The sequence below is a fragment of the Corynebacterium sp. BF-R-2 genome (assembly GCF_024586525.1).
Taxonomy (GTDB): domain Bacteria; phylum Actinomycetota; class Actinomycetes; order Mycobacteriales; family Mycobacteriaceae; genus Corynebacterium; species Corynebacterium singulare.
This window is the reverse complement of sequence record NZ_JAMFTP010000008.1, coordinates 83,233-100,534: the sequence shown is the minus strand read 5'-3', so window position 1 is coordinate 100,534 and position 17,302 is coordinate 83,233. Positions and strand designations below refer to the sequence as shown.

Annotated in this window: 18 protein-coding genes and 3 tRNA genes; 11 read left to right on the top strand and 10 right to left on the bottom strand. The window is 60.2% G+C overall.

Annotated elements, in window-relative coordinates; all coding sequences use genetic code 11:
* Nucleotides 1-2: 2 nt before the first annotated feature.
* Together M5J09_RS07115 and M5J09_RS07110 are read left to right on the top strand one after the other, a co-directional pair.
* Nucleotides 3-755 (top strand): ATP-binding cassette domain-containing protein, encoded by a 753-nt coding sequence (locus tag M5J09_RS07115; protein ID WP_042532070.1) that lies wholly within the window; start codon nt 3-5, stop codon nt 753-755.
* A gap of 10 nt (nt 756-765) precedes the next feature.
* Complete coding sequence (locus tag M5J09_RS07110; RefSeq protein ID WP_257157404.1) at nt 766-1,200, top strand: holo-ACP synthase; 435 nt, start codon at nt 766-768, stop codon at nt 1,198-1,200.
* Here the strand turns inward: M5J09_RS07110 and bcp are convergent.
* The gene (gene bcp / locus M5J09_RS07105) at nt 1,197-1,667 is read right to left on the bottom strand and encodes a thioredoxin-dependent thiol peroxidase (RefSeq protein WP_070537726.1); all 471 of its coding nucleotides are present in this window, start codon (nt 1,665-1,667) and stop codon (nt 1,197-1,199) included. The two genes, M5J09_RS07110 and bcp, sit on opposite strands and share 4 nt — an antisense overlap.
* Before the next feature lie 179 nt (nt 1,668-1,846).
* Here bcp and M5J09_RS07100 point away from each other — a divergent pair, with 179 nt between their 5' ends.
* From M5J09_RS07100 to M5J09_RS07080, 5 genes are all read left to right on the top strand, one after another.
* Nucleotides 1,847-2,125, top strand: coding sequence for a DUF3618 domain-containing protein (locus M5J09_RS07100; protein WP_070537680.1), 279 nt, complete (start codon nt 1,847-1,849; stop codon nt 2,123-2,125).
* A gap of 204 nt (nt 2,126-2,329) precedes the next feature.
* Nucleotides 2,330-3,559 (top strand): ABC transporter substrate-binding protein, encoded by a 1,230-nt coding sequence (locus M5J09_RS07095; protein ID WP_257157403.1) that lies wholly within the window; start codon nt 2,330-2,332, stop codon nt 3,557-3,559.
* Between the two features lie 2 nt (nt 3,560-3,561).
* The gene (locus tag M5J09_RS07090) at nt 3,562-4,668 is read left to right on the top strand and encodes an iron ABC transporter permease (RefSeq protein WP_257157402.1); all 1,107 of its coding nucleotides are present in this window, start codon (nt 3,562-3,564) and stop codon (nt 4,666-4,668) included.
* Nucleotides 4,659-5,420 (top strand): ABC transporter ATP-binding protein, encoded by a 762-nt coding sequence (locus M5J09_RS07085; RefSeq protein ID WP_042532063.1) that lies wholly within the window; start codon nt 4,659-4,661, stop codon nt 5,418-5,420. The genes M5J09_RS07090 and M5J09_RS07085 overlap by 10 nt, the downstream gene beginning before the upstream one ends.
* Nucleotides 5,421-5,431: 11 nt before the next feature.
* Nucleotides 5,432-5,932 (top strand): 2'-5' RNA ligase, encoded by a 501-nt coding sequence (locus M5J09_RS07080; RefSeq protein ID WP_257157401.1) that lies wholly within the window; start codon nt 5,432-5,434, stop codon nt 5,930-5,932.
* 140 nt (nt 5,933-6,072) lie between these two features.
* Here the strand turns inward: M5J09_RS07080 and M5J09_RS07075 are convergent.
* Nucleotides 6,073-6,145, bottom strand: a tRNA-Lys gene (locus tag M5J09_RS07075).
* A 272-nt stretch (nt 6,146-6,417) separates the two neighbouring features.
* On the opposite strand from M5J09_RS07075, the gene M5J09_RS07070 reads away from it, so the two are divergent.
* Nucleotides 6,418-7,635, top strand: a complete 1,218-nt coding sequence (locus M5J09_RS07070) for an Ig-like domain-containing protein (protein WP_070537668.1) — start codon at nt 6,418-6,420, stop codon at nt 7,633-7,635.
* 20 nt (nt 7,636-7,655) lie between these two features.
* On the opposite strand, the gene M5J09_RS07065 is transcribed toward M5J09_RS07070, so the two are convergent.
* The 4 genes from M5J09_RS07065 to orn all read right to left on the bottom strand — a co-directional run bounded on the left by M5J09_RS07065 (nt 7,656) and on the right by orn (nt 10,234).
* A complete protein-coding gene (locus M5J09_RS07065; RefSeq protein WP_239179321.1) occupies nt 7,656-8,201 on the bottom strand; it encodes a DNA-3-methyladenine glycosylase in 546 nt (181 codons plus the stop codon).
* A 97-nt stretch (nt 8,202-8,298) separates the two neighbouring features.
* A complete protein-coding gene (locus M5J09_RS07060) occupies nt 8,299-9,390 on the bottom strand; it encodes an HNH endonuclease signature motif containing protein (protein ID WP_257157400.1) in 1,092 nt (363 codons plus the stop codon).
* An 86-nt stretch (nt 9,391-9,476) separates the two neighbouring features.
* Nucleotides 9,477-9,552 (bottom strand) — tRNA-His (locus M5J09_RS07055).
* Between the two features lie 49 nt (nt 9,553-9,601).
* Complete coding sequence (orn, locus tag M5J09_RS07050) at nt 9,602-10,234, bottom strand: oligoribonuclease (RefSeq protein WP_257157399.1); 633 nt, start codon at nt 10,232-10,234, stop codon at nt 9,602-9,604.
* Nucleotides 10,235-10,526: 292 nt separating this feature from the next.
* On the opposite strand from orn, the gene M5J09_RS07045 reads away from it, so the two are divergent.
* Nucleotides 10,527-12,071 carry a sodium:alanine symporter family protein gene (locus M5J09_RS07045; protein WP_257157398.1) on the top strand — a complete coding sequence of 515 codons (1,545 nt, stop codon included), beginning with the start codon at nt 10,527-10,529 and terminating at the stop codon, nt 12,069-12,071.
* Nucleotides 12,072-12,121: 50 nt separating this feature from the next.
* Here M5J09_RS07045 and cmrA read toward each other — a convergent pair whose 3' ends face one another.
* Nucleotides 12,122-12,934 (bottom strand): mycolate reductase, encoded by an 813-nt coding sequence (gene cmrA, locus M5J09_RS07040; protein ID WP_042532049.1) that lies wholly within the window; start codon nt 12,932-12,934, stop codon nt 12,122-12,124.
* A 121-nt stretch (nt 12,935-13,055) separates the two neighbouring features.
* Between cmrA and M5J09_RS07035 the strand changes: the two genes are divergently transcribed.
* On the top strand, nt 13,056-13,241 hold the full coding sequence (locus M5J09_RS07035) for a PspC domain-containing protein (protein WP_042532048.1): 186 nt from the start codon (nt 13,056-13,058) through the stop codon (nt 13,239-13,241).
* Here the strand turns inward: M5J09_RS07035 and M5J09_RS07030 are convergent, their stop codons facing one another.
* The 3 genes from M5J09_RS07030 to M5J09_RS07020 form a co-directional block, all read right to left on the bottom strand.
* Nucleotides 13,242-13,880 (bottom strand): hypothetical protein, encoded by a 639-nt coding sequence (locus M5J09_RS07030; protein ID WP_239179327.1) that lies wholly within the window; start codon nt 13,878-13,880, stop codon nt 13,242-13,244.
* 91 nt (nt 13,881-13,971) lie between these two features.
* Nucleotides 13,972-14,045 (bottom strand) — tRNA-Arg (locus M5J09_RS07025).
* Between the two features lie 42 nt (nt 14,046-14,087).
* Nucleotides 14,088-15,053, bottom strand: coding sequence for a LysR family transcriptional regulator (locus M5J09_RS07020; RefSeq protein WP_257157397.1), 966 nt, complete (start codon nt 15,051-15,053; stop codon nt 14,088-14,090).
* A 76-nt stretch (nt 15,054-15,129) separates the two neighbouring features.
* Here M5J09_RS07020 and M5J09_RS07015 point away from each other — a divergent pair, with 76 nt between their 5' ends.
* On the top strand, nt 15,130-17,214 hold the full coding sequence (locus M5J09_RS07015; RefSeq protein ID WP_257157396.1) for a bifunctional copper resistance protein CopD/cytochrome c oxidase assembly protein: 2,085 nt from the start codon (nt 15,130-15,132) through the stop codon (nt 17,212-17,214).
* The last annotated feature ends 88 nt before the right edge of the window (nt 17,215-17,302 follow it).

Sequence of the window (17,302 nt, the reverse complement as noted above, 5' to 3'; positions counted from 1 at the left end):
CCATGATTGAGCTGCACGATATTTCCCAAACCTTCGGCAACTTCCACGCCTTGCGGGATATCAACTTGGCCGTGAAGGAGGGGACTGTGACCTGCGTGCTGGGAGATAACGGTGCGGGAAAATCTACGCTCATCAAGATTCTGGCTGGCCTGACCCCACCGACCGGTGGCACCATCACCGTTGATGGCGATGAGGTGCGGTTTGCCAGCCCCCGCGATTCCCTCGACGCGGGCATCGCCACGGTGTATCAGGACCTGGCGCTCGTGCCGTCCTTGTCGGTGTGGCGCAACTTCTTCCTGGGGCAGGAGCTTACAGGCGCGTTGGGTCGTCTCCGCGAGTCGGAGATGAAGCGAATTACGCACGACCAGCTCTCGGATATGGGCATTGTGCTTGGCGACGTCGACGTGGAACTCTCCGCACTCTCCGGTGGCCAGCGCCAAGTTGTCGCCATCGCACGCGCGATCTATTTCGGCGCTCGTTACATCATCCTCGATGAGCCCACCGCCGCCCTCGGCGTGAAGCAATCCGGCATGGTGCTGCGCTTTATTGACGCCGCTCGCGAGCGCGGCATGGGCGTTGTGTTTATTACCCACAATCCGCAGCATGCTTACCTGGTGGGCGACCACTTCGTCGTACTCACGGTGGGAGAGATGTCCTTGAACGCGCCGAAAGAGGCGGTTAGCCTGCCGGAACTGACTCAGTGGATGGCCGGCGGCGATGAGCTTGAGGAGCTCAAGCAACAGTTGGCGCGCTAGGCTGTTCTGCATGAGCATGAGCGGAATGAGTGTGGGCACCGACCTCGTGCACATCCCGTCCTTTGCTGAGCAGCTTGCGCTGCCTGGTACGCGCTTTGCCCGGGTCTTTAGCGCTGCCGAGCTGCGCGGGGTGCAGGCTCGGGGGCTTGAGGGTGCTGCCCGCGTCCAGTACATGGCTGGGCGCTGGGCTGCTAAGGAGGCCTTCATCAAGGCGTGGTCGCAGGCGCTCTACGGGCGCCCGCCAGTCATGAATGAGGAGGCTGTTGTCTGGTCAGACATTGAGGTCCGCCCCGACGCGTGGGGTCGGGTGGCCCTCGAGCTGCGGGAGAGTATCGCTGCTGCGGCGCAGGAGTCCTTGGGGGATTACACCACAGCGCTGTCCATCAGCCATGACGGTGACTATGCCACCGCCACGGTTCTTCTTCTCACCGCGGGGTGCGGCTAGTCCAGCGCTTTGAGAACGCGGGCGACGTGGCCGGTGGCCTTGACGTTGTACATGGCCTGGGCGATGGTGCCATCCTCGTCCACGAGGAAGGTGGAGCGAATAACGCCTTGGACGACCTTGCCGTAGTTCTTCTTTTCACCGAACGCGCCATAAGCCGTCATGACCTCCTTTTCGGGGTCCGACAGCAGCGGGAAGTTTAGCTCGTGATCCTCACGGAACTTCGCCAAGGCCTCCGGCTTGTCGGGAGAAATGCCCACGACGGCGATGTCCATACCGTTGAGCTGCTCGAGGCTATCCCGGAAATCGCACGCTTCCTTGGTGCATCCAGGGGTGTTGGCGCGCGGGTAGAAGTAGACCACGACGCGTTTGCCTGCATAATCGCTCAGGCTCACGGTAGTGCCGGCATCATCGCTCAAGGAAAAGGCCGGGGCTTTATCTCCTACGGACAGTCGTTGTGCTTCAGTCATGGTCTCCACCATACCGTGCTTCACTGCGTGCTCTCCGGCACAGTTCTTGCGCCCTCACTGTGCGGGTAGACATGCGGCAGCGGTGAAGGTCAATGTAGAATATCGACGTTAGAACTTCAGCGGCCAGATTCTGGCCGCAACAGATCACACAATCACAGTCAAAATCTCAGGAGATTTACGTGGCACGCAACATTGATGATATCCAGCGCGACATCGAGCGCACCCGCCGTCAGCTGGCTAGCACTCTGGATGAGCTGGCTGACCGCAGCAAGCCGCAGAACTTCGTGGACGACGCCAAGGGTGCCGCCACTGAGAAGCTGCAGGACCGCAACGTGCAGATGGCGCTCGCTGGCGTCGGCGCTGCCGTCGTAGGCCTCATCGCTTTCTCCGTTTTCCGCTCCAAGCGTCGCAAGTCCGACATCAAGGAGCTGCAGCGCCTGCTGGCTGAGCGCCGCTAAGCACTCTCCCCATATTCGCTGCGCTGACTGCGCACGCATGAGAACCCTGCCCTGGACGTTGTCCAGGGCAGGGTTTTATTACGCTCCGCATAGCAGGGAAAAGTGTTGCCTACCCTATGTCGACTTTGGGTAGCCTAACCTGAATGTGTAGGATGAACTCGTCCTGATTGGAGTGCGCTCCCCGCGTGGGTACCGCACACGACGATGAAAGTACGAGGAACAACAGTGGTTCACAGCCCTACTCACCACCAAACGGCACGACCGCGTGTCGTAGGAACCTTTGCTCTAGTGGCGGCACTTGCCAGTACTGTGACAGGCTGCGCTGCCGGGACAACGGCCGAGGATGCCACACAAGACGCATCTACTGATAGCACTGCAGCCGTGACTTTCACGGACCTAGCCGGCCGCCAGGTGGAGCTGGACCACGCACCCGAGCGCGTCATCCTGGGCGAGGGGCGCAGTGTCTTCGCCACCGGCGTCCTCAACAAGGAAGACCCGCTGGACAAGGTCGTGGCTATCGGCTCGGACCTCAAGCAAACCGTCCCGGACTACTACCGCGAGCTGGAAAAGTCCGTTCCCAAGGTCAACGAGCTGCCTGAAATCGGCGGCTTCACCAAGGGCGACGTCAGCGTGGAGGAGCTGATTAGCCTCGACCCGGACCTCATCGTGCTCTCCATGGACCAGTACGAGGCCTCCCAGACTGCCGGGCTCACCGACAAGCTGGACCAGGCCGGTCTCGACTACGCCGTCACGGACTTCCGCGCCAAGCCGCTGGAGAGCACCGCCCCCACCATGGAAATCTTCGCCGATATCTTCGGCCACGAAGAGCGCGCCGACGAGTTCATCGCCGACTGGCAGAAGACTGTGGACCTGGTGAGCGAGCGCGCCCAGAAGGCGCAAGACAAGCCCACCGCCTTCGTGTGGCGCGCCGCGGGAGTCTCCGACTGCTGCGGCTCGTGGAACGACTCCAACATCTCCGAGCTGGTCAACGTCGCCGGCGGCTCGAACCTGGCCGACGGCATCATCGACGGCGAATCCGGGGCCCTGACCCCGGAAAAGGTCATCGACGCTGATCCCGACATGATCATCGCCACCGGCGGCGACTGGTCCGCCAAGGTCGATAGCTCGAAGGGACACACTGGCTTCGCGGCCGCCGGCTACGGCATCAGCGACAAGGACGCTCACGACAGCGCCGCCACGCTGGCCAGCGTCCAGCCCGGCTTCGAGGACCTCACCGCCGTCAAGGAACACAACCTCCACGGCCTGTGGCACCAGTTCTACAACTCGCCCTTCAACTACCTGGCACTCCTCCAGATCGCCGCGTGGCTCCACCCGGAGGACTACGCAGACATCGACGTCCAGCAAGAGTGGGCCGATGCCCAAGAGAAGTACTCGCCCGTCCCCGGCGACGGAACCTTCTTTAGCACCAACTAGTTATGAGCTTTTCTACGACCACCGCACGCCCGGTTCGCGCTGAGAGCACCACCGATCCCGTGGCCGCCGCCGCGGCGCTTGCCCGCGAGCATTCCCGCGTAACCCGCCGCCGCATTGCCATCGTTGCCGGCCTTATCCTCGTCGCACTCGCCGCCTTCGTCGTCAGCGTCATCGTCGGCGCCATCAACCTCACCCCGGCCGAGGTGCTGCGGGGGATGGTGGACCCAGGGGGCGTCGACAAGCAAACGCGTACCGTCCTGTGGAGCCTGCGCCTGCCCATGGCCGTCATGGCGCTGCTCATCGGGGCCAGCCTGTCGCTCGCCGGCGCGCAGATGCAGACCATCCTGGATAACCCCCTGGCAGAGCCCTTTACCCTCGGCATCTCCGCCGCTGCGGCCTTCGGCGGGGCCAGCGCCATCGTGCTGCGCTGGCAGCTGCTGGCCCAGCCACAGTTCAACCTCGCGCTCATCGCGTGGCTGTCCGCTGCGGTAGCCACGGCCATCATCGTCGTCGCCGCCGTCATCCGCGGTGCGAAGTCCGAAACAATGGTGCTGCTCGGCATCGGCCTCGTCTTCTTCTTCCAAGCCATGCTGGCGCTCATCCAGTACCGTTCCTCCAGCGAGGCGCTCCAGCAAATCGTCTTCTGGTCCATGGGCTCGCTCACTCGCGCCAGCTGGCAGGCCAACGCCGTATTAGCGGGTGTGCTCGTGGTGGCGCTGCCCATCCTGGGCGCGCTGTCGTGGCGGCTGACGGCGCTGCGGCTTGGCGACGCCCGCGCCACCGCCCTCGGCATCAACACTTCCCGCCTGCGGGTCATCGTGCTCGTCGTAGTATCACTCGTCGCGGCCACCACCGTGGCCTTCGCCGGCATCATCGGTTTCATCGGCCTCGTCGGCCCGCACATCGCGCGCATGCTGGTGGGCGAGGATCAGCGCTACTTCGTGCCGGCCTCCATGGCTGCAGGCGCGGCGGTGATGTGCGCTGCCCACGCGCTCAGCCTCGTGATTAAGCCTGGGCTGGCCATCCCCATCGGCATCGTCACCTCGCTTCTGGGCGTGCCGTTCTTTATCGCTATCGTCATGACTCGGAGGAGGGCATTGTGGACGTAGAACTAACCATTTCTGATTTGTCAGCCGGGTACGGCTCGTGCATGGTGGTGGATAGATTGAGCCTGCCCACGCTGCGTGGCGGGCAGGTGGTGGGATTGCTGGGGCCGAATGCATCCGGCAAGACCACGACCATCACGACGCTTGCCGGGGTACACCGCGCACGAGGCGGCACGATAGATTTCCGTGTCGACGGCCAGACTCCGCGCGGACAGCGCCGCCGCCAGCTCATCGGCTATGTACCCCAGGACCTGCCGCACAGTGCGGCGTTGCGGGCGTTTGAAGCCGTACTTATTGCGGCCCGCCGGGAACTATGTGAGGACCCGGTCACCCGCACTGCCGAGGTACTGCACTCCCTGGGGCTCGATGCGATTGCGCAGCGCTACCTCAACGAGCTTTCTGGCGGCCAGCGCCAGCTAGTCGCTGTGGCACAGATGCTGGTGGGGCACCCGGGACTCATGCTTCTCGACGAACCCACGTCCGCCCTCGACCTCCACCGCCAACTCTTCGTCTTGGAACAGGTACGGAAAAAGACACAGGAGGAAGGCAGTGTGGCGCTGGTGGCGATTCACGACATCAACCTGGCAGCCCGGATGTGCGACCAGCTCGTCGTGATGAAGGACGGGCAGGTACATGCTCACGGTGCCCCAGCGGACGTGCTGAGCCGTGAGCTATTGCGCGAGGTGTATCGCGTGGAAGCTGACATCGTTGAACACCGCGGATATCCCGTGGTAGCGCTGGAGGCCGTTAGTTAGACTTAGGCGGCGTGAGTCGCAATTCGCCTGAGAACCTACTGTTGTATTTGGCTCCGGAGGACGAAGAATCTGTGCGGGCAGTCTTTTCTGTGCTAGCTGAGCGGGGATTTCCCCTCCAGCACCAGCGCCCGCACATCACGGTTACCTTCGCGCCTACGATGGACACGGCTGTGGTGGACCAAGCCCGCGACGTGTTGCCGCCGCTTGTTCCTGCAGTGTTTCGCCGCGTAGGGACCGTTGTTTTCGGCACCAAGAGTAAACAGACGGTGGCATGGATGCTGGAAACCACCGATGAACTGGAGGCCGCTGCCCGCCAGTTAAGTGCCGCAAACTCGGACGGACGAGGGGCTCGCTGGACGCCCCATCTGACGATGGGGCTACGCCTTCCACGCGTCATGGTGCCTGAATATGTGCGGGCTCTCGACGAGATATCTGGGCCAGAGCACAAGGAGTTCCTCGCCACGACTGCCGCTTGGTGGCGGCCGAAGGTAGAGCAGCTCGAGGTGTTTTAACGATCGAGCGGGTGTTGGATGTGGGGTGGGGACGCGGAGCCCCAAATACCACCGAAAGCACATCTAGAACACGAATCCCCAGAAACGAAAGAAGCCTCAAGACACCGAAAGGGAATCGGCGTCTCGAGACTTCTTATTTGTGCGCCATCAGGGACTTGAACCCCGAACCCACTGATTAAGAGTCAGTTGCTCTGCCAATTGAGCTAATGGCGCAGTCATTGTCATGGCTGGCTTCTGATTTCCTCAGCGCCTGCCGTGCAACGAGATGTAACTTTAACACCCTGTGTGGAAAAAGGTAAAATCGCCTGGTTGTTGCGCATTTCAGAAGTGTTGCTGCGTGCATCTTTTGTTCCGCTGTACCGCGGCCAGTGACGGATGGATAACGAAACGGTTAAAGGCGGCGGGGTCAACTAGTTTGGAGTCGAGTGCGCGGACTAGTCTGAGGATGTTGTCTTAATAAACGTTGTATCTATCTAGGGGTTTGTGTGCGTTCTCTATTCCCTGCTGCACGTCCCGCAGTGTTTCTTTCTGGTCTTGCCCTGGCCGGGTCGGTGATGGCTGCGTGCACCATCGGAGAGCCTGAAGGTCACGATGAGGCAAAGAACCTCTCGGAGGAACAAGTGCAGGCGAGTGCGGAGGCTTCGGCGGCCGCGAAGGCGAAGGAGCTGAGGTTCTCCATCAAGGACGGGGCGGAGGACGTGGATCCTTCCGAACCGATTGAGGTGACATCCACCGCGGGGCTCTCAAAGGTCACCATGACCAACGAGGCCGGCAAGGTTGTCAAGGATGAGCTGTCCTCCGACGCTATGACGTGGAAGAACACAGAGGTGCTGGGGTACAACCACACCTACACCGTTAAGGCCACGGACAAAGACGGCAACAATAAGACCATCACGTTCACCACTCCGCAGGCAGCAGCCGTCTCTGAGGTGGCGATGACGCCCATCCCGGATTCTGTTGTGGGTGTGGGTCAGGTCATCGGCGTGCGTTTTGGTAACTACGTCACCGACCGGAAGGCGGCGGAAGACGCTATCACCGTCAAGACGGAACCCGCGGTGGAGGGTGCTTTCTACTGGGTGAATAACCAGGAGGTGCGGTGGCGTCCCGAGAAATACTGGGAGCCAGGGACGGCCGTGACTGTTGACGTCGACCTCTACGGCCGAAACCTCGGCGGCGGGGTCTATGGAGGCGAGGACGCCTCAACGAATTTCACCATTGGGGACCGCGTCATCACGCTGGTGGACAACAACTCCAAGATGATGTCGGTGTTTAAGAATGGAGAGGTTCTGCGGCGCATTCCGATTTCTATGGGTACGGACGGCCAATGGGATACGCCGAATGGTGTCTACGTCATTGGTGACGAGTATCCATCCTTGACTATGGATTCCACCACCTTTGGGCTGGCTCTCGATGCTGGTGGCTACAAGACGGACGTCCAGTGGGCGACTCAGATGTCCTATTCGGGTATCTACGTCCACGCGGCTCCCTGGGCGGTTGGTGCGATGGGAAGCTACAACCAATCGCATGGCTGCATCAATGTGACGACTGCGGATGCAGAATGGTTCCAGAGCACGGTGAAGCGCGGTGACGTGGTCAGGGTGTACAACACCGGTGGCGGCGTGTTGAGCCCGCTCGATGGACTAGGTGACTGGAACATGGACTGGGAGACATGGTCCGCGGGGAATGCTACTGCAAACCAGTAAGTAACCGAGAGGGGCGAGAACTACGAAGGGCGCCCACGACGCCGAGACACGGTCTTGTCAAAGGGAATCCAGAAGCGCAGGGCCGCGTCCGTGTTCTTGGAAATGCCAATGCGTGGACCGCGTACCCATTCGGGTTCCGTGGTGCGTTCTGCCAAGTGCACTCGTGTGCCGTTGTCTTCCAAGCTGAATCCGAGGGCCTTGCCTAGGTTTCCTGGCCCGCGGGCGAGGTTATGGAAGTCTGTGTTGCCTCGGCGCTCATAGGCCACATCCACTCCGTCAATAACTTCGCCGCTACGCAGCAGACATCCTTCGCCGCGGCCTTCGGGCGCGCAGACAATGTTGCCGTTGCGGTGAATCCCGTATGACATGTAGACGTAAAGGCGCCCCGGTGGCCCAAACATTGCGGCGTTGCGTGGGGTACGGCCGTTGAAAGTGTGTGAGGCCTCATCGTGGAATCCGAGGTAGGCTTCGACCTCGGTTATCCGAATGGAAACCCCGTTGTGGGTAAGTACCGCGCCCAGCAGTTGGGGAGCCACGACATCGGCGGAGGCGGTGAAATCAATCATTGCTGCAGTTTAACGGGCGGGATCGCCGACGTGCCCGCTGGCCGTGGTGTGGTTGGCGGGTTTCGGCGTAGGGTGCGTGTGTCTGCCTGCGGCGGGTTTAGCCCGTACCTGGTGGTGGTTGTTCTGCTGCTTTTTCGGCGTTGAGTCTGGCTATGGCTTGTTGGTATTCGGGTGTGGCGGTGATCGGTAGTCCCCAGGGTGGGATGTAGCCGATGCCGGTGTTGAGTCTGAAGACGTAGCCACGGCCGGTGGGCCGCGATGGGTCATCATCGTTAATACCGTTGTGGTAGGCGCAGAGGAAGGTCAGATTCTTGATGTTGGTGTAGCCGCCGGCTTGCCAGGGGATGATGTGGTGAACCTGGCAGTAATCAGCGGGTTTGTTGCAGCCGGGCCTGGAGCAGGTTTGGGTTTCAGCTGCCAGGGTGAGGCGTTGTTTCCAGCTGGCACTGCGTTCTGCGCGGTAGGAGTTAATAGGCCCTTCCACGGGGTGGATGATGGTGGCATACCCGATGGAGGCGAATTTATAGGACAGGAATTCTGCCCCGGTCATGCGCGCACCGTTGGTGAGGTGGAGTTCGATTTCATCACCGTCGCCATTAATAATGCGATCGAATTCATCCAATGTCACTACGACTTGGGCATGCACGGCGGGTTTAGTGCCCACACCGCCGGTGACGATGACGGTACGTGCAGCCTCGAGGAGGTTGTGTTTGTTGACGGATTCGAGGGTGCCGCGGATATCAGCGATAACTTGTGCGTCATCGGTAATCGTCATGGAGTTGGGTCCGGTGGAGCGGTAGGTGAACCGGACTCCGGGTTTGGCTTCGCGTTTGTTGCGTAGTTCTTTGAGTCTTTTGACCGCGATGTCGCGGATTTTGTGTGCGGGTGTGCCGGCGAGTTTGATGCGGAGGTTCCAGGCGTCGAGGTCTTTTTTGACTTTGGCGGTGTAGGACTCGATGAGTGTGAGGGTGGCTAGGCTGTGTTTCTGGGTTTGGGCGGCGGTGCGTGCTTTGCGTTGTTTGCCGCTAAAGCGGGTGTGCCCGAAGTAGGTGCGGTGCAGGTGGGCTAGTTCTGCGGCATCAGACGCGTCGGCGCCGAGCGCGCGCAGCTCATCGGGTGAGCTGGATGCATTCTCCACGAGCGCAATCCCCGAATTGCGAAGGTGGATGTAGGTTTCTAATACCCCCATGACCCGGAAGCCTAAAACAGGTCTAACGAACCCGCAACCGGAACGCGAAACGCCGCGCGATGAGCACCGCGCGGCGTTTGAAACTTTGGGGTGGCTGACGGGGCTCGAACCCGCGACACCCAGGATCACAACCTGGTGCTCTACCAGCTGAACTACAGCCACCATCGTTGCCCGAAAGCAACGAGATACAGGTTAACTCACACCGTGGATTTTACAAAAACGCCTGGTAGTCTGCCGTAGTGGCGGTCTTGAGTTCCTCGGCTTCCTCGCTGGAGGGGCCTTCGTCGGTGCGGAAGACGCTGCGGCGATAAAAATCCAATTCCCGGATGGATTCAATGATGTCTTGCAGTGCGCGGTGCGCCATGCCTTTATCTGGCTGGTTGTAGTAAGCACGTGGGTGCCAGCGACGCGCCAGCTCCTTGATCGTCGACACATCAATCATTCGGTAATGCAGCGCTTTATCCAGTCGCGGCATGTAGGCGCGGATGAAGGTGCGGTCGGTGGCGATGGAATTTCCGGCCAGGGGAGCGGGGTGGTTGGGGTCGCAGTGCTTCTCGACGAGCCTCAGCACCGCCTCCTCTGCTTCCTCAATAGTCACCGTGGACTCGCGGATTTCCTTGTCCAGCCCGGAGTTGGCGTGCATCTCGGTGACGAAGTCATCCATCTGGCCAAGCTGTTCTTCGGTGGCGTGGACAACGAGATCGAGGCCTTCGTCCAGGATGGTGAGCTCGGCATCGGTGACGACGGCGGCGACCTCCACGATGACGTGACGCTCGGGATCCAAGCCCGTCATCTCCAGGTCTATCCAGACGAGGCGGTCGTTTTTAGCGGGGATTTCACTCATGTTCCCCACCATAGTTTCTCTACTGATTCTGCTTCTTCTCATGGGGTATAGGGCAGATTCGGGGGTGGCTGAGGGGGTATGTGGGGCTGTAGCGTCAGAGTTTTACCGGACGAGTGCGGCACGTCACCTTAATCGATGTGAGCTGGTCTTTTGTTGCGTCCGGAGGGTTGCGGGCGGAGGGCTGCGTGAAGTTTTTCATGATTCTACTCACGAAAGGCTCAGGTCATGAGACATGATTGATTCAGTCCGAATAGTGACGGCACTCACATATACCGAAGGACGGTTTCCTCCGATGTCAGGCTTCCTCGACACACTCAACACAATAATTTGGTCGCCAGCGCTGGTTTTCCTGTGCCTAGGCGCAGGAATCTATTTCACCCTTGCCACCAAGTTCCTGCAGATTCGCTGCATCCCCGACATGATTAAGCAGCTGAAGGACGGTGAAAGCTCCGAGTCCGGCGTCTCCTCGTTCCAGTCGCTGATGATTTCGCTGGCCGGCCGAGTCGGTGTGGGTAACATTTCTGGTGTTGCTACCGCCATCGCATTCGGCGGCCCGGGCGCCGTGTTCTGGATGTGGGCTGTGGCACTGTTGGGTTCGGCGACGTCCTTCGTCGAATGTACGCTCGCCCAGGTTTACAAGGAAAAAGACCAGGACACCGGTGAGTACCGTGGTGGCCCGGCCTACTACATCGAGAAGGCTTATAAGCACACGAAGGCTGGTCCTTTCATGGTGGTTTACGGCATTGTCTTCGCCATCGCCATGATTCTGGCCACCAGTTACTTCCTACCTGGCATTCAGGCCAATGGTGTGGCTGCGGCTGTCGAAAACGCCTGGGGCATCAAAGTGGGTTGGTCCGCCATCATCTTGGCCGGCGTTCTTGCCCTCATCATCATCGGTGGTGTGAAGCGTATTGCTAACTTCGCTTCCTTGGTCGTCCCGTTCATGGCGGGTGCCTACATCCTGTTCGCCATCATCATTCTTTTCGTGAACTTCAACCAGATCCCAGAGGTCTTCGGGATGATCTTCAAGTCTGCCTTCGGTGCGGAGCAGGCCTTCTCCGGCCTGCTAGGCTCCGCCATTATGTGGGGTGTTAAGCGCGGTATCTACTCCAACGAGGCAGGTCAGGGTACCGGCCCGCAGTCCGCGGCAGCCGCTGAGGTGTCCCACCCGGCGAAGCAGGGCTTTGTCCAGGCCTTCGCCGTCTACATCGACACCATCTTCGTGTGCTCGGCTACCGCGTTCATCATTATCTCCACGGACATGTACAAGGTCTTCGAGAACGAGTCCGAAGATGGTCCGACGCGCTACGCGGGTGCTATTCCGGATGACGTGGCTGTTGGCCCGGGCTATGTTCAGCACGGCCTCGACACGTTGCTTAACGGCTTCGGCCCAAGCTTCATTGCCATTGCTATCGCCTTCTTCGCCTTCACCACCGTGCTGGCGTACTACTACATGGCGGAGGTCAACCTGACCTACTTCAACCGTTGGATCAAGAACAAGACCGCTCGCCGTGCCTTGGTCTGGCTGCTGCGTGTACTGCTTGTTGTTTCCGTCGTCATCGGTGCGACCACCACCCCGGGTGCCGCCTGGGCGCTCGGTGACATTGGTGTGGGCGCGACCGCATGGCTCAACATCATCGCCATCCTCTTCCTCCAGGTCCCAGCGCTCAAGTGCCTCAAGGACTACACGGCTCAGAAGAAGGCTGGCAAGGATCCGCAGTTTGACCCAGAGGCGCTCGGTATCAAGAATGCTGAGTTCTGGGTAGAGCGCAAGCTTGCCCGCGAGGAAGCCGCGCAGAAGGCCATCGCGCAGGATTCCCCGCTGCAGGGTCAGTAATTCCCGTCACAGGCGTAAGACGCCCGCTCTCACCCAGTGAGAGTGGGCGTTTAGGCCATCTTGGAGTAGAAGCTGCCGATGAGGGGTGCGGCAATCGGGGTGGGCACAATGTTGCCCAGCGTGTTCATCGCCTTCGAGAGCGGGCCAGGAACGACCCGGCGCTGGTTTCGGGCCATGGCCTCCAGAGTTTCCTTAGAGCAGGACTCGTAGGTGGTCCACAGAAAGTCTGGTACGACTTTGTCAACGATGGACTGCTCTTCCTCCGGAATTACGGCGTCGCGCACCGGGCCAGGTGCAAGCAGCGTGCAACTTACGCCCGAGCCCTTGAGCTCATAGTGCAGCGCCTCGGTAAAAGCGTTAACGCCGGCCTTGGTGAAGACGTAGGTGGCGTTATTGGGGATCGAGACATTGCCCGCGGCGGAACCGACGTTGCAGATGGCGCCGCTGCGCCGCGGCAGCATCTGATCCAACGCGGCACGCGTCAGGCGATGGACAGCCTTCGCATTGAGATCGAACTGGCGCGTCTCATAGTCCCAGTCCTGGTCCATAAACTTGCCAAAGCTAGCAATGCCAGCGGAATTTACAATGATGGAGATCTCTTTGCTGTTCATGAATTCGATGACCCTGGAGACGTCGACAGTCGCGGAGAGATCCGCGGCGAGCGCGATGGCGTCGACGTCGTGGCGCGCACGCAACTCCGCAGCGAGAGACTCCAAGACTTCCTCACGGCGGGCGACGAGAATGACGTTGTACCCGCGCGCGGCCAGGTCCTTGGCCATCGCGGCACCGATGCCCTGGCTAGCTCCAGTCAGAAGCGCATACGAGGTGCGGGTAGGGGCAGGCAATCCGGGGGAGTGAGCCATGGTGAAACGGCATCCTTTCTCTAAGGTCAAGGTTTCCACCCAGCGTAGAGGAAAAATCAGGGGTTTCCCCGATGCCGTTCTTATACTCGTTCAGCATAATGGAAAAGGAAAGGAGAACATCATGAACAACCAGCGCTTGACCCGTTCCACTACCGACTCGATGATCGGAGGCGTCTGCGGCGGCATCGCCGAAACCTACGACCTCGACCCGACCTTGGTTCGCATCGTCTTCGTAGCGGCCACCCTTCTCGGCTTTTCTGGTGTCCTGCTCTACCTGATTCTGTGGGTTGTTATCCCCGTGCAGTAATTACTGCAACGGCCCCATCTCCATAAAGCTCTTCCACAGCTGCCATTCTTCATTGAGGCGTGGAAGGGCGGAGAGTGGGGTGGCGGTGCCGTCGATAAGCGTGGCATCCATCATGCGCACGCCATTGTCGAAGAAGAGCGCCGCATGCCCGGCCGCACCGTAGCGCAGCAGCGGGACAAGGTTGAGGCCGTCAAAGGACAGTGCGGCGTTGGGGCGCACGTCGAGCCCCGCAATGGCCGCCAACGTCGGTGCGAGGTCCAATGGAGAAACCAGCTCATGGCTCTCGCCGTCCTCAGCCACGCCTGGCCACAGCAGTGACATCGGGGCTGTGCCGTCCTCCCCGGGCTGCAATGAGCACACAGCCACGACTCCATGGAGCTGCTCGAGCGCGTCGGCTTCAGGTTGCTCGAGAAGCCTAAACACCCCCGTGTCACCCTCGACGTCCTGGCGAATCTCGTATTCTGCCTGCTCGAAAACGTCGGTGATGCGCGTTGTCGCACCGCGTTGCGGATACTGCCCGGTGAGCACTCCACGGCGTGACTGGGCATAGCTTTCCGACGGCGCCCAGGCATTCAAAAAGCGCCGTCCCCTCAGTGCAGCATCTGGGGCATGGTCAAAAGTAGCGAGGGTGATATCCATACCTTCAGCATATGCTTGCGTGTGCCCGAAAACAGCCCAAAAGCCACTTTCCACCGCCCACTAGAACGGTAAAAAGTGGCTCTGACCTGCGTGCCCCCAGCAGGACTCGAACCCGCGACACATGGGGTAGAAACCCACTGCTCTAATCCGCTGAGCTATGGAGGCCTACCGAAACATCATAGCTTAGCTATTCACTTGCTCGAAAAACTAGCTAGCCGGTGGCAGTCCGACGATAGCTCCATCGGTGGGAAGCTCGGCTGGGGAATGGCTGGCGGTGTCCAAGAGGATATCGATGAGTGTCTGTGCAGCCGGGGTCAGTGCGCGGTCCGCGCGGTAAATGAGCAGTGCCTCCATTGAGGGCAGCGGTTCCTCGATACGGTGAAAATGTACGCCCCGCTGGCCCAGCGCTTGGGCCGTGTGCGGCATCAGGCTGATGCCATAATCGCCCGCTACCAACGGAAGGCCAGTCTGCAGCGTGGAAATCTCCTGCACAATCGCCGGCTTGCAGTCCGGGGACGTGGCCCACAGCTGATCCAGCAGCTCCGGCAGCCCGCTGAGCTCCGGCCAGCGCGGCGGCAGCAACCATGTTTCGGTGGTCAGGGAGGACAAGCGGACGGGATCCGGAAGGTGGGACAAGCGCTGCGGAAGGGCGACGCGGAATTCCATATCCGCCGCGCGATTAATAGCAAGCTGGTCGCCATAGCGGTTCTGGAAGTGCTGCGGATTGGTGCTTGGGATGATGCCGATCTCCACGGAACCATCCAATACACGCTTGAGCGTGGCGGTTGGTTCTAAGTCACTTAAGGAAACGTTTACCTGCGGTGCGCGCTGGCGCATGCGGCGCAAAACAGTTGGCATAAACAGCCAGTTGAATTCAGGTGCCGAGCACAGAGTGACCGAGCCAGCGCTGCCAGCGGCGATTTCGGCTAAGCGTGTGGTGGCTGTGGCCAGCAACGAATCGATTGAGGTGGCGACCCCATAGAGAAATTCGCCAGCCTCTGTTGTCTTAACGCCGCCACGCCCCCGGGAAAGTAATTTGACGTTGAGATCCTCTTCGAGCTTGCGCACAGTCAGGCTTAGAGAGGGCTGTGTAAGCCGCAGTGTTTCCGCAGCCTGCGTGAACGAACCGTGGTCCACGATGGTGCGAAAATGGTGAAGCTGACGAGAGTCCATGAGTGCATCCTACCCTATTGCTGAATCTTTGCTGCCTTTTAGGTAAGAGAACATGCCTGGCGGTAGACTGCCGACTATGCACGAAGAGAAAGATAACTCCAGCTCACAGGCCTTGCAGAAGCCTGTTCAGGCGAGCTCTACAGTAGCCTCGCGAGCACGATCTTCCCGCCTTCTGCATCTTTCTTTTGTCGTTTTTGCGGGCCTTGTGGGGGGAATTATTTCCCTCTTCTTCCTTGCGGATTCGCTCGCGGCCCTCGGCATCCCTGACCCAGGACGCTTGACCACCTTTGGTTTGCCATTCTTCCGGGCCGCCGCGTGGATGCTCATGGCGCTCTCGATTGGCTCCTTCATGGCCAGCGCCTTCTTCATCTATCCGGCCGTGCCGGACAACGATAACGAGCAGCTTCATAAGGCGGGGCTGAGCGTTGACGGTCATATCGCTGCCCGTACTGGTGCATGGGCGGCTGTCGGCACCGCGGTGGTCGCGCTGCTTGAGGTGCCCCTTGTCATGTCGGATTTAACCGGCACTCCCATCGCCAAGGTTCTCAATCCGGAGCTTATGGGGATGGCTGTGGGGCAGATCGCGGCGTCGCAAGTCTGGCTCATTACCGCCGCGCTGGCTGCTCTGGTGGCCATTGTGGGATTTGTTGCGCGCACGTGGGCTGGTCAGGTGGGGGCGTTCTTCCTCTCGGTGTTGCTGACTGTTCCGCTCGGTATGGAGGGCCACTCTGCGGCGGGCGGTGATCATGACTATGGAACGAACTCCCTGCTCATTCACCTTTTCTTCATCATGCTGTGGGTGGGTGGTCTCATGGGGCTCATCGCGCATGGCCGTCGCCTTGGCCCGAATATGGGCGTCGCCGTGCGCCGCTATTCCTCGGTGGCGCTCTTTTCTATCATCGCGCTCGCAGTCACGGGCGTGATCAATGCGCTCATTCGTGTTGAGTTCAGTGACCTTGTCACTACGCGCTACGGCTTGCTCGTGCTGAGCAAGGCTGTGCTTACGGTGGTGCTTGCTGCCGTCGGATTCGTTCACCGCCGGGTGACGATTCCGCAGCTTGAGAGCGCACCGCGCCTCTTTGTTCGGGTCTCCATCGTGGAGGTTTTCATCATGGCTGCCACCGTCGGCGTGGCTATTTCCATGGGGCGCACACCACCGCCGCCGCCGCGCGATCCGAATCTGAACTCCATGCAGATTCTGGTGGGCTACGAGCTTGTCGACGCCCCCACCTCCACCAACGTGTGGACCATGTTCCGCTTTGATCTCATGTTCGGCTCGCTCGGGCTCGTGCTGGCCGGCTTCTACCTGTATGCCCTGTGGCGCCTGAAGCGCCGTGGGTTGACGTGGCCCGGCGGTCGCACTGCCTGGTTCCTGCTGGGCTCGCTGGGCATGACAGTCATTATGAGTAACGGTATTGGCCTCTACATGCCGGCACTGTATTCCATGCACATGCTCGTGCACATGATTCTGTCCATGGCCATCCCCCTGTGCCTGGTGCTGGGCGCGCCGGTGACTTTGGTGATGGAGGCTTTTGAGCCAGGGGAGCCGGGTAAGCCCACGCTTCACGACGCCTCCGTGGCCCTCACCAAGTCCCGTACCCTACGTTTCCTCACGCACCCAGCGGTCAACGTTCTGCAGTTCCTCGCCTTCCTCTACGTGCTTTACCTCTTCCCGAGCTTCTATGAACTTGCCATCTCAGAGCATGCCGGGCACGTCATCATGAACTGGGTTTTCTTGATTTCCGGTTACATCTATTACTGGGAGGTCATCGGGCCGGACCCGTTGCCGTGGCGCGCGCCCACGAAGGTGCGCTTGGGCATCCTCTTCTTCTCGATGCCGCTGCACCTTTTTGCTGGCGTCTACCTCATGCAGATGCAGTCCATTCTGGGGCTTGACTTCTACGAATCCCTCAACTTGCCGTGGAACCCGGACTTCATTAAGGATCAACGCACCGGCGGTGGTATTTCCTGGGGCTTTGGCCAGTTCCCGCTCGTCGTGGTGTTTGGCACGTTGTTTACTGAATGGTTGCGCGAGGACCGCGCCCAGGCCCGCCGCTATGACGCCAAGGCGGATGTTGACGGCGATGCCGACCTTGAGAGCTACAACGCCATGCTGAAGCAGATCAGCGAGGGCGATGATTCAGGTTTTCGTCCGCAGTAGATTCCGTACGAACGAGCGGGGGCCTGTGGATTTTCACCTGGGCAAACACCGGAGTTGTTGACTTATTCAACAAGTTATCCACAGGCGG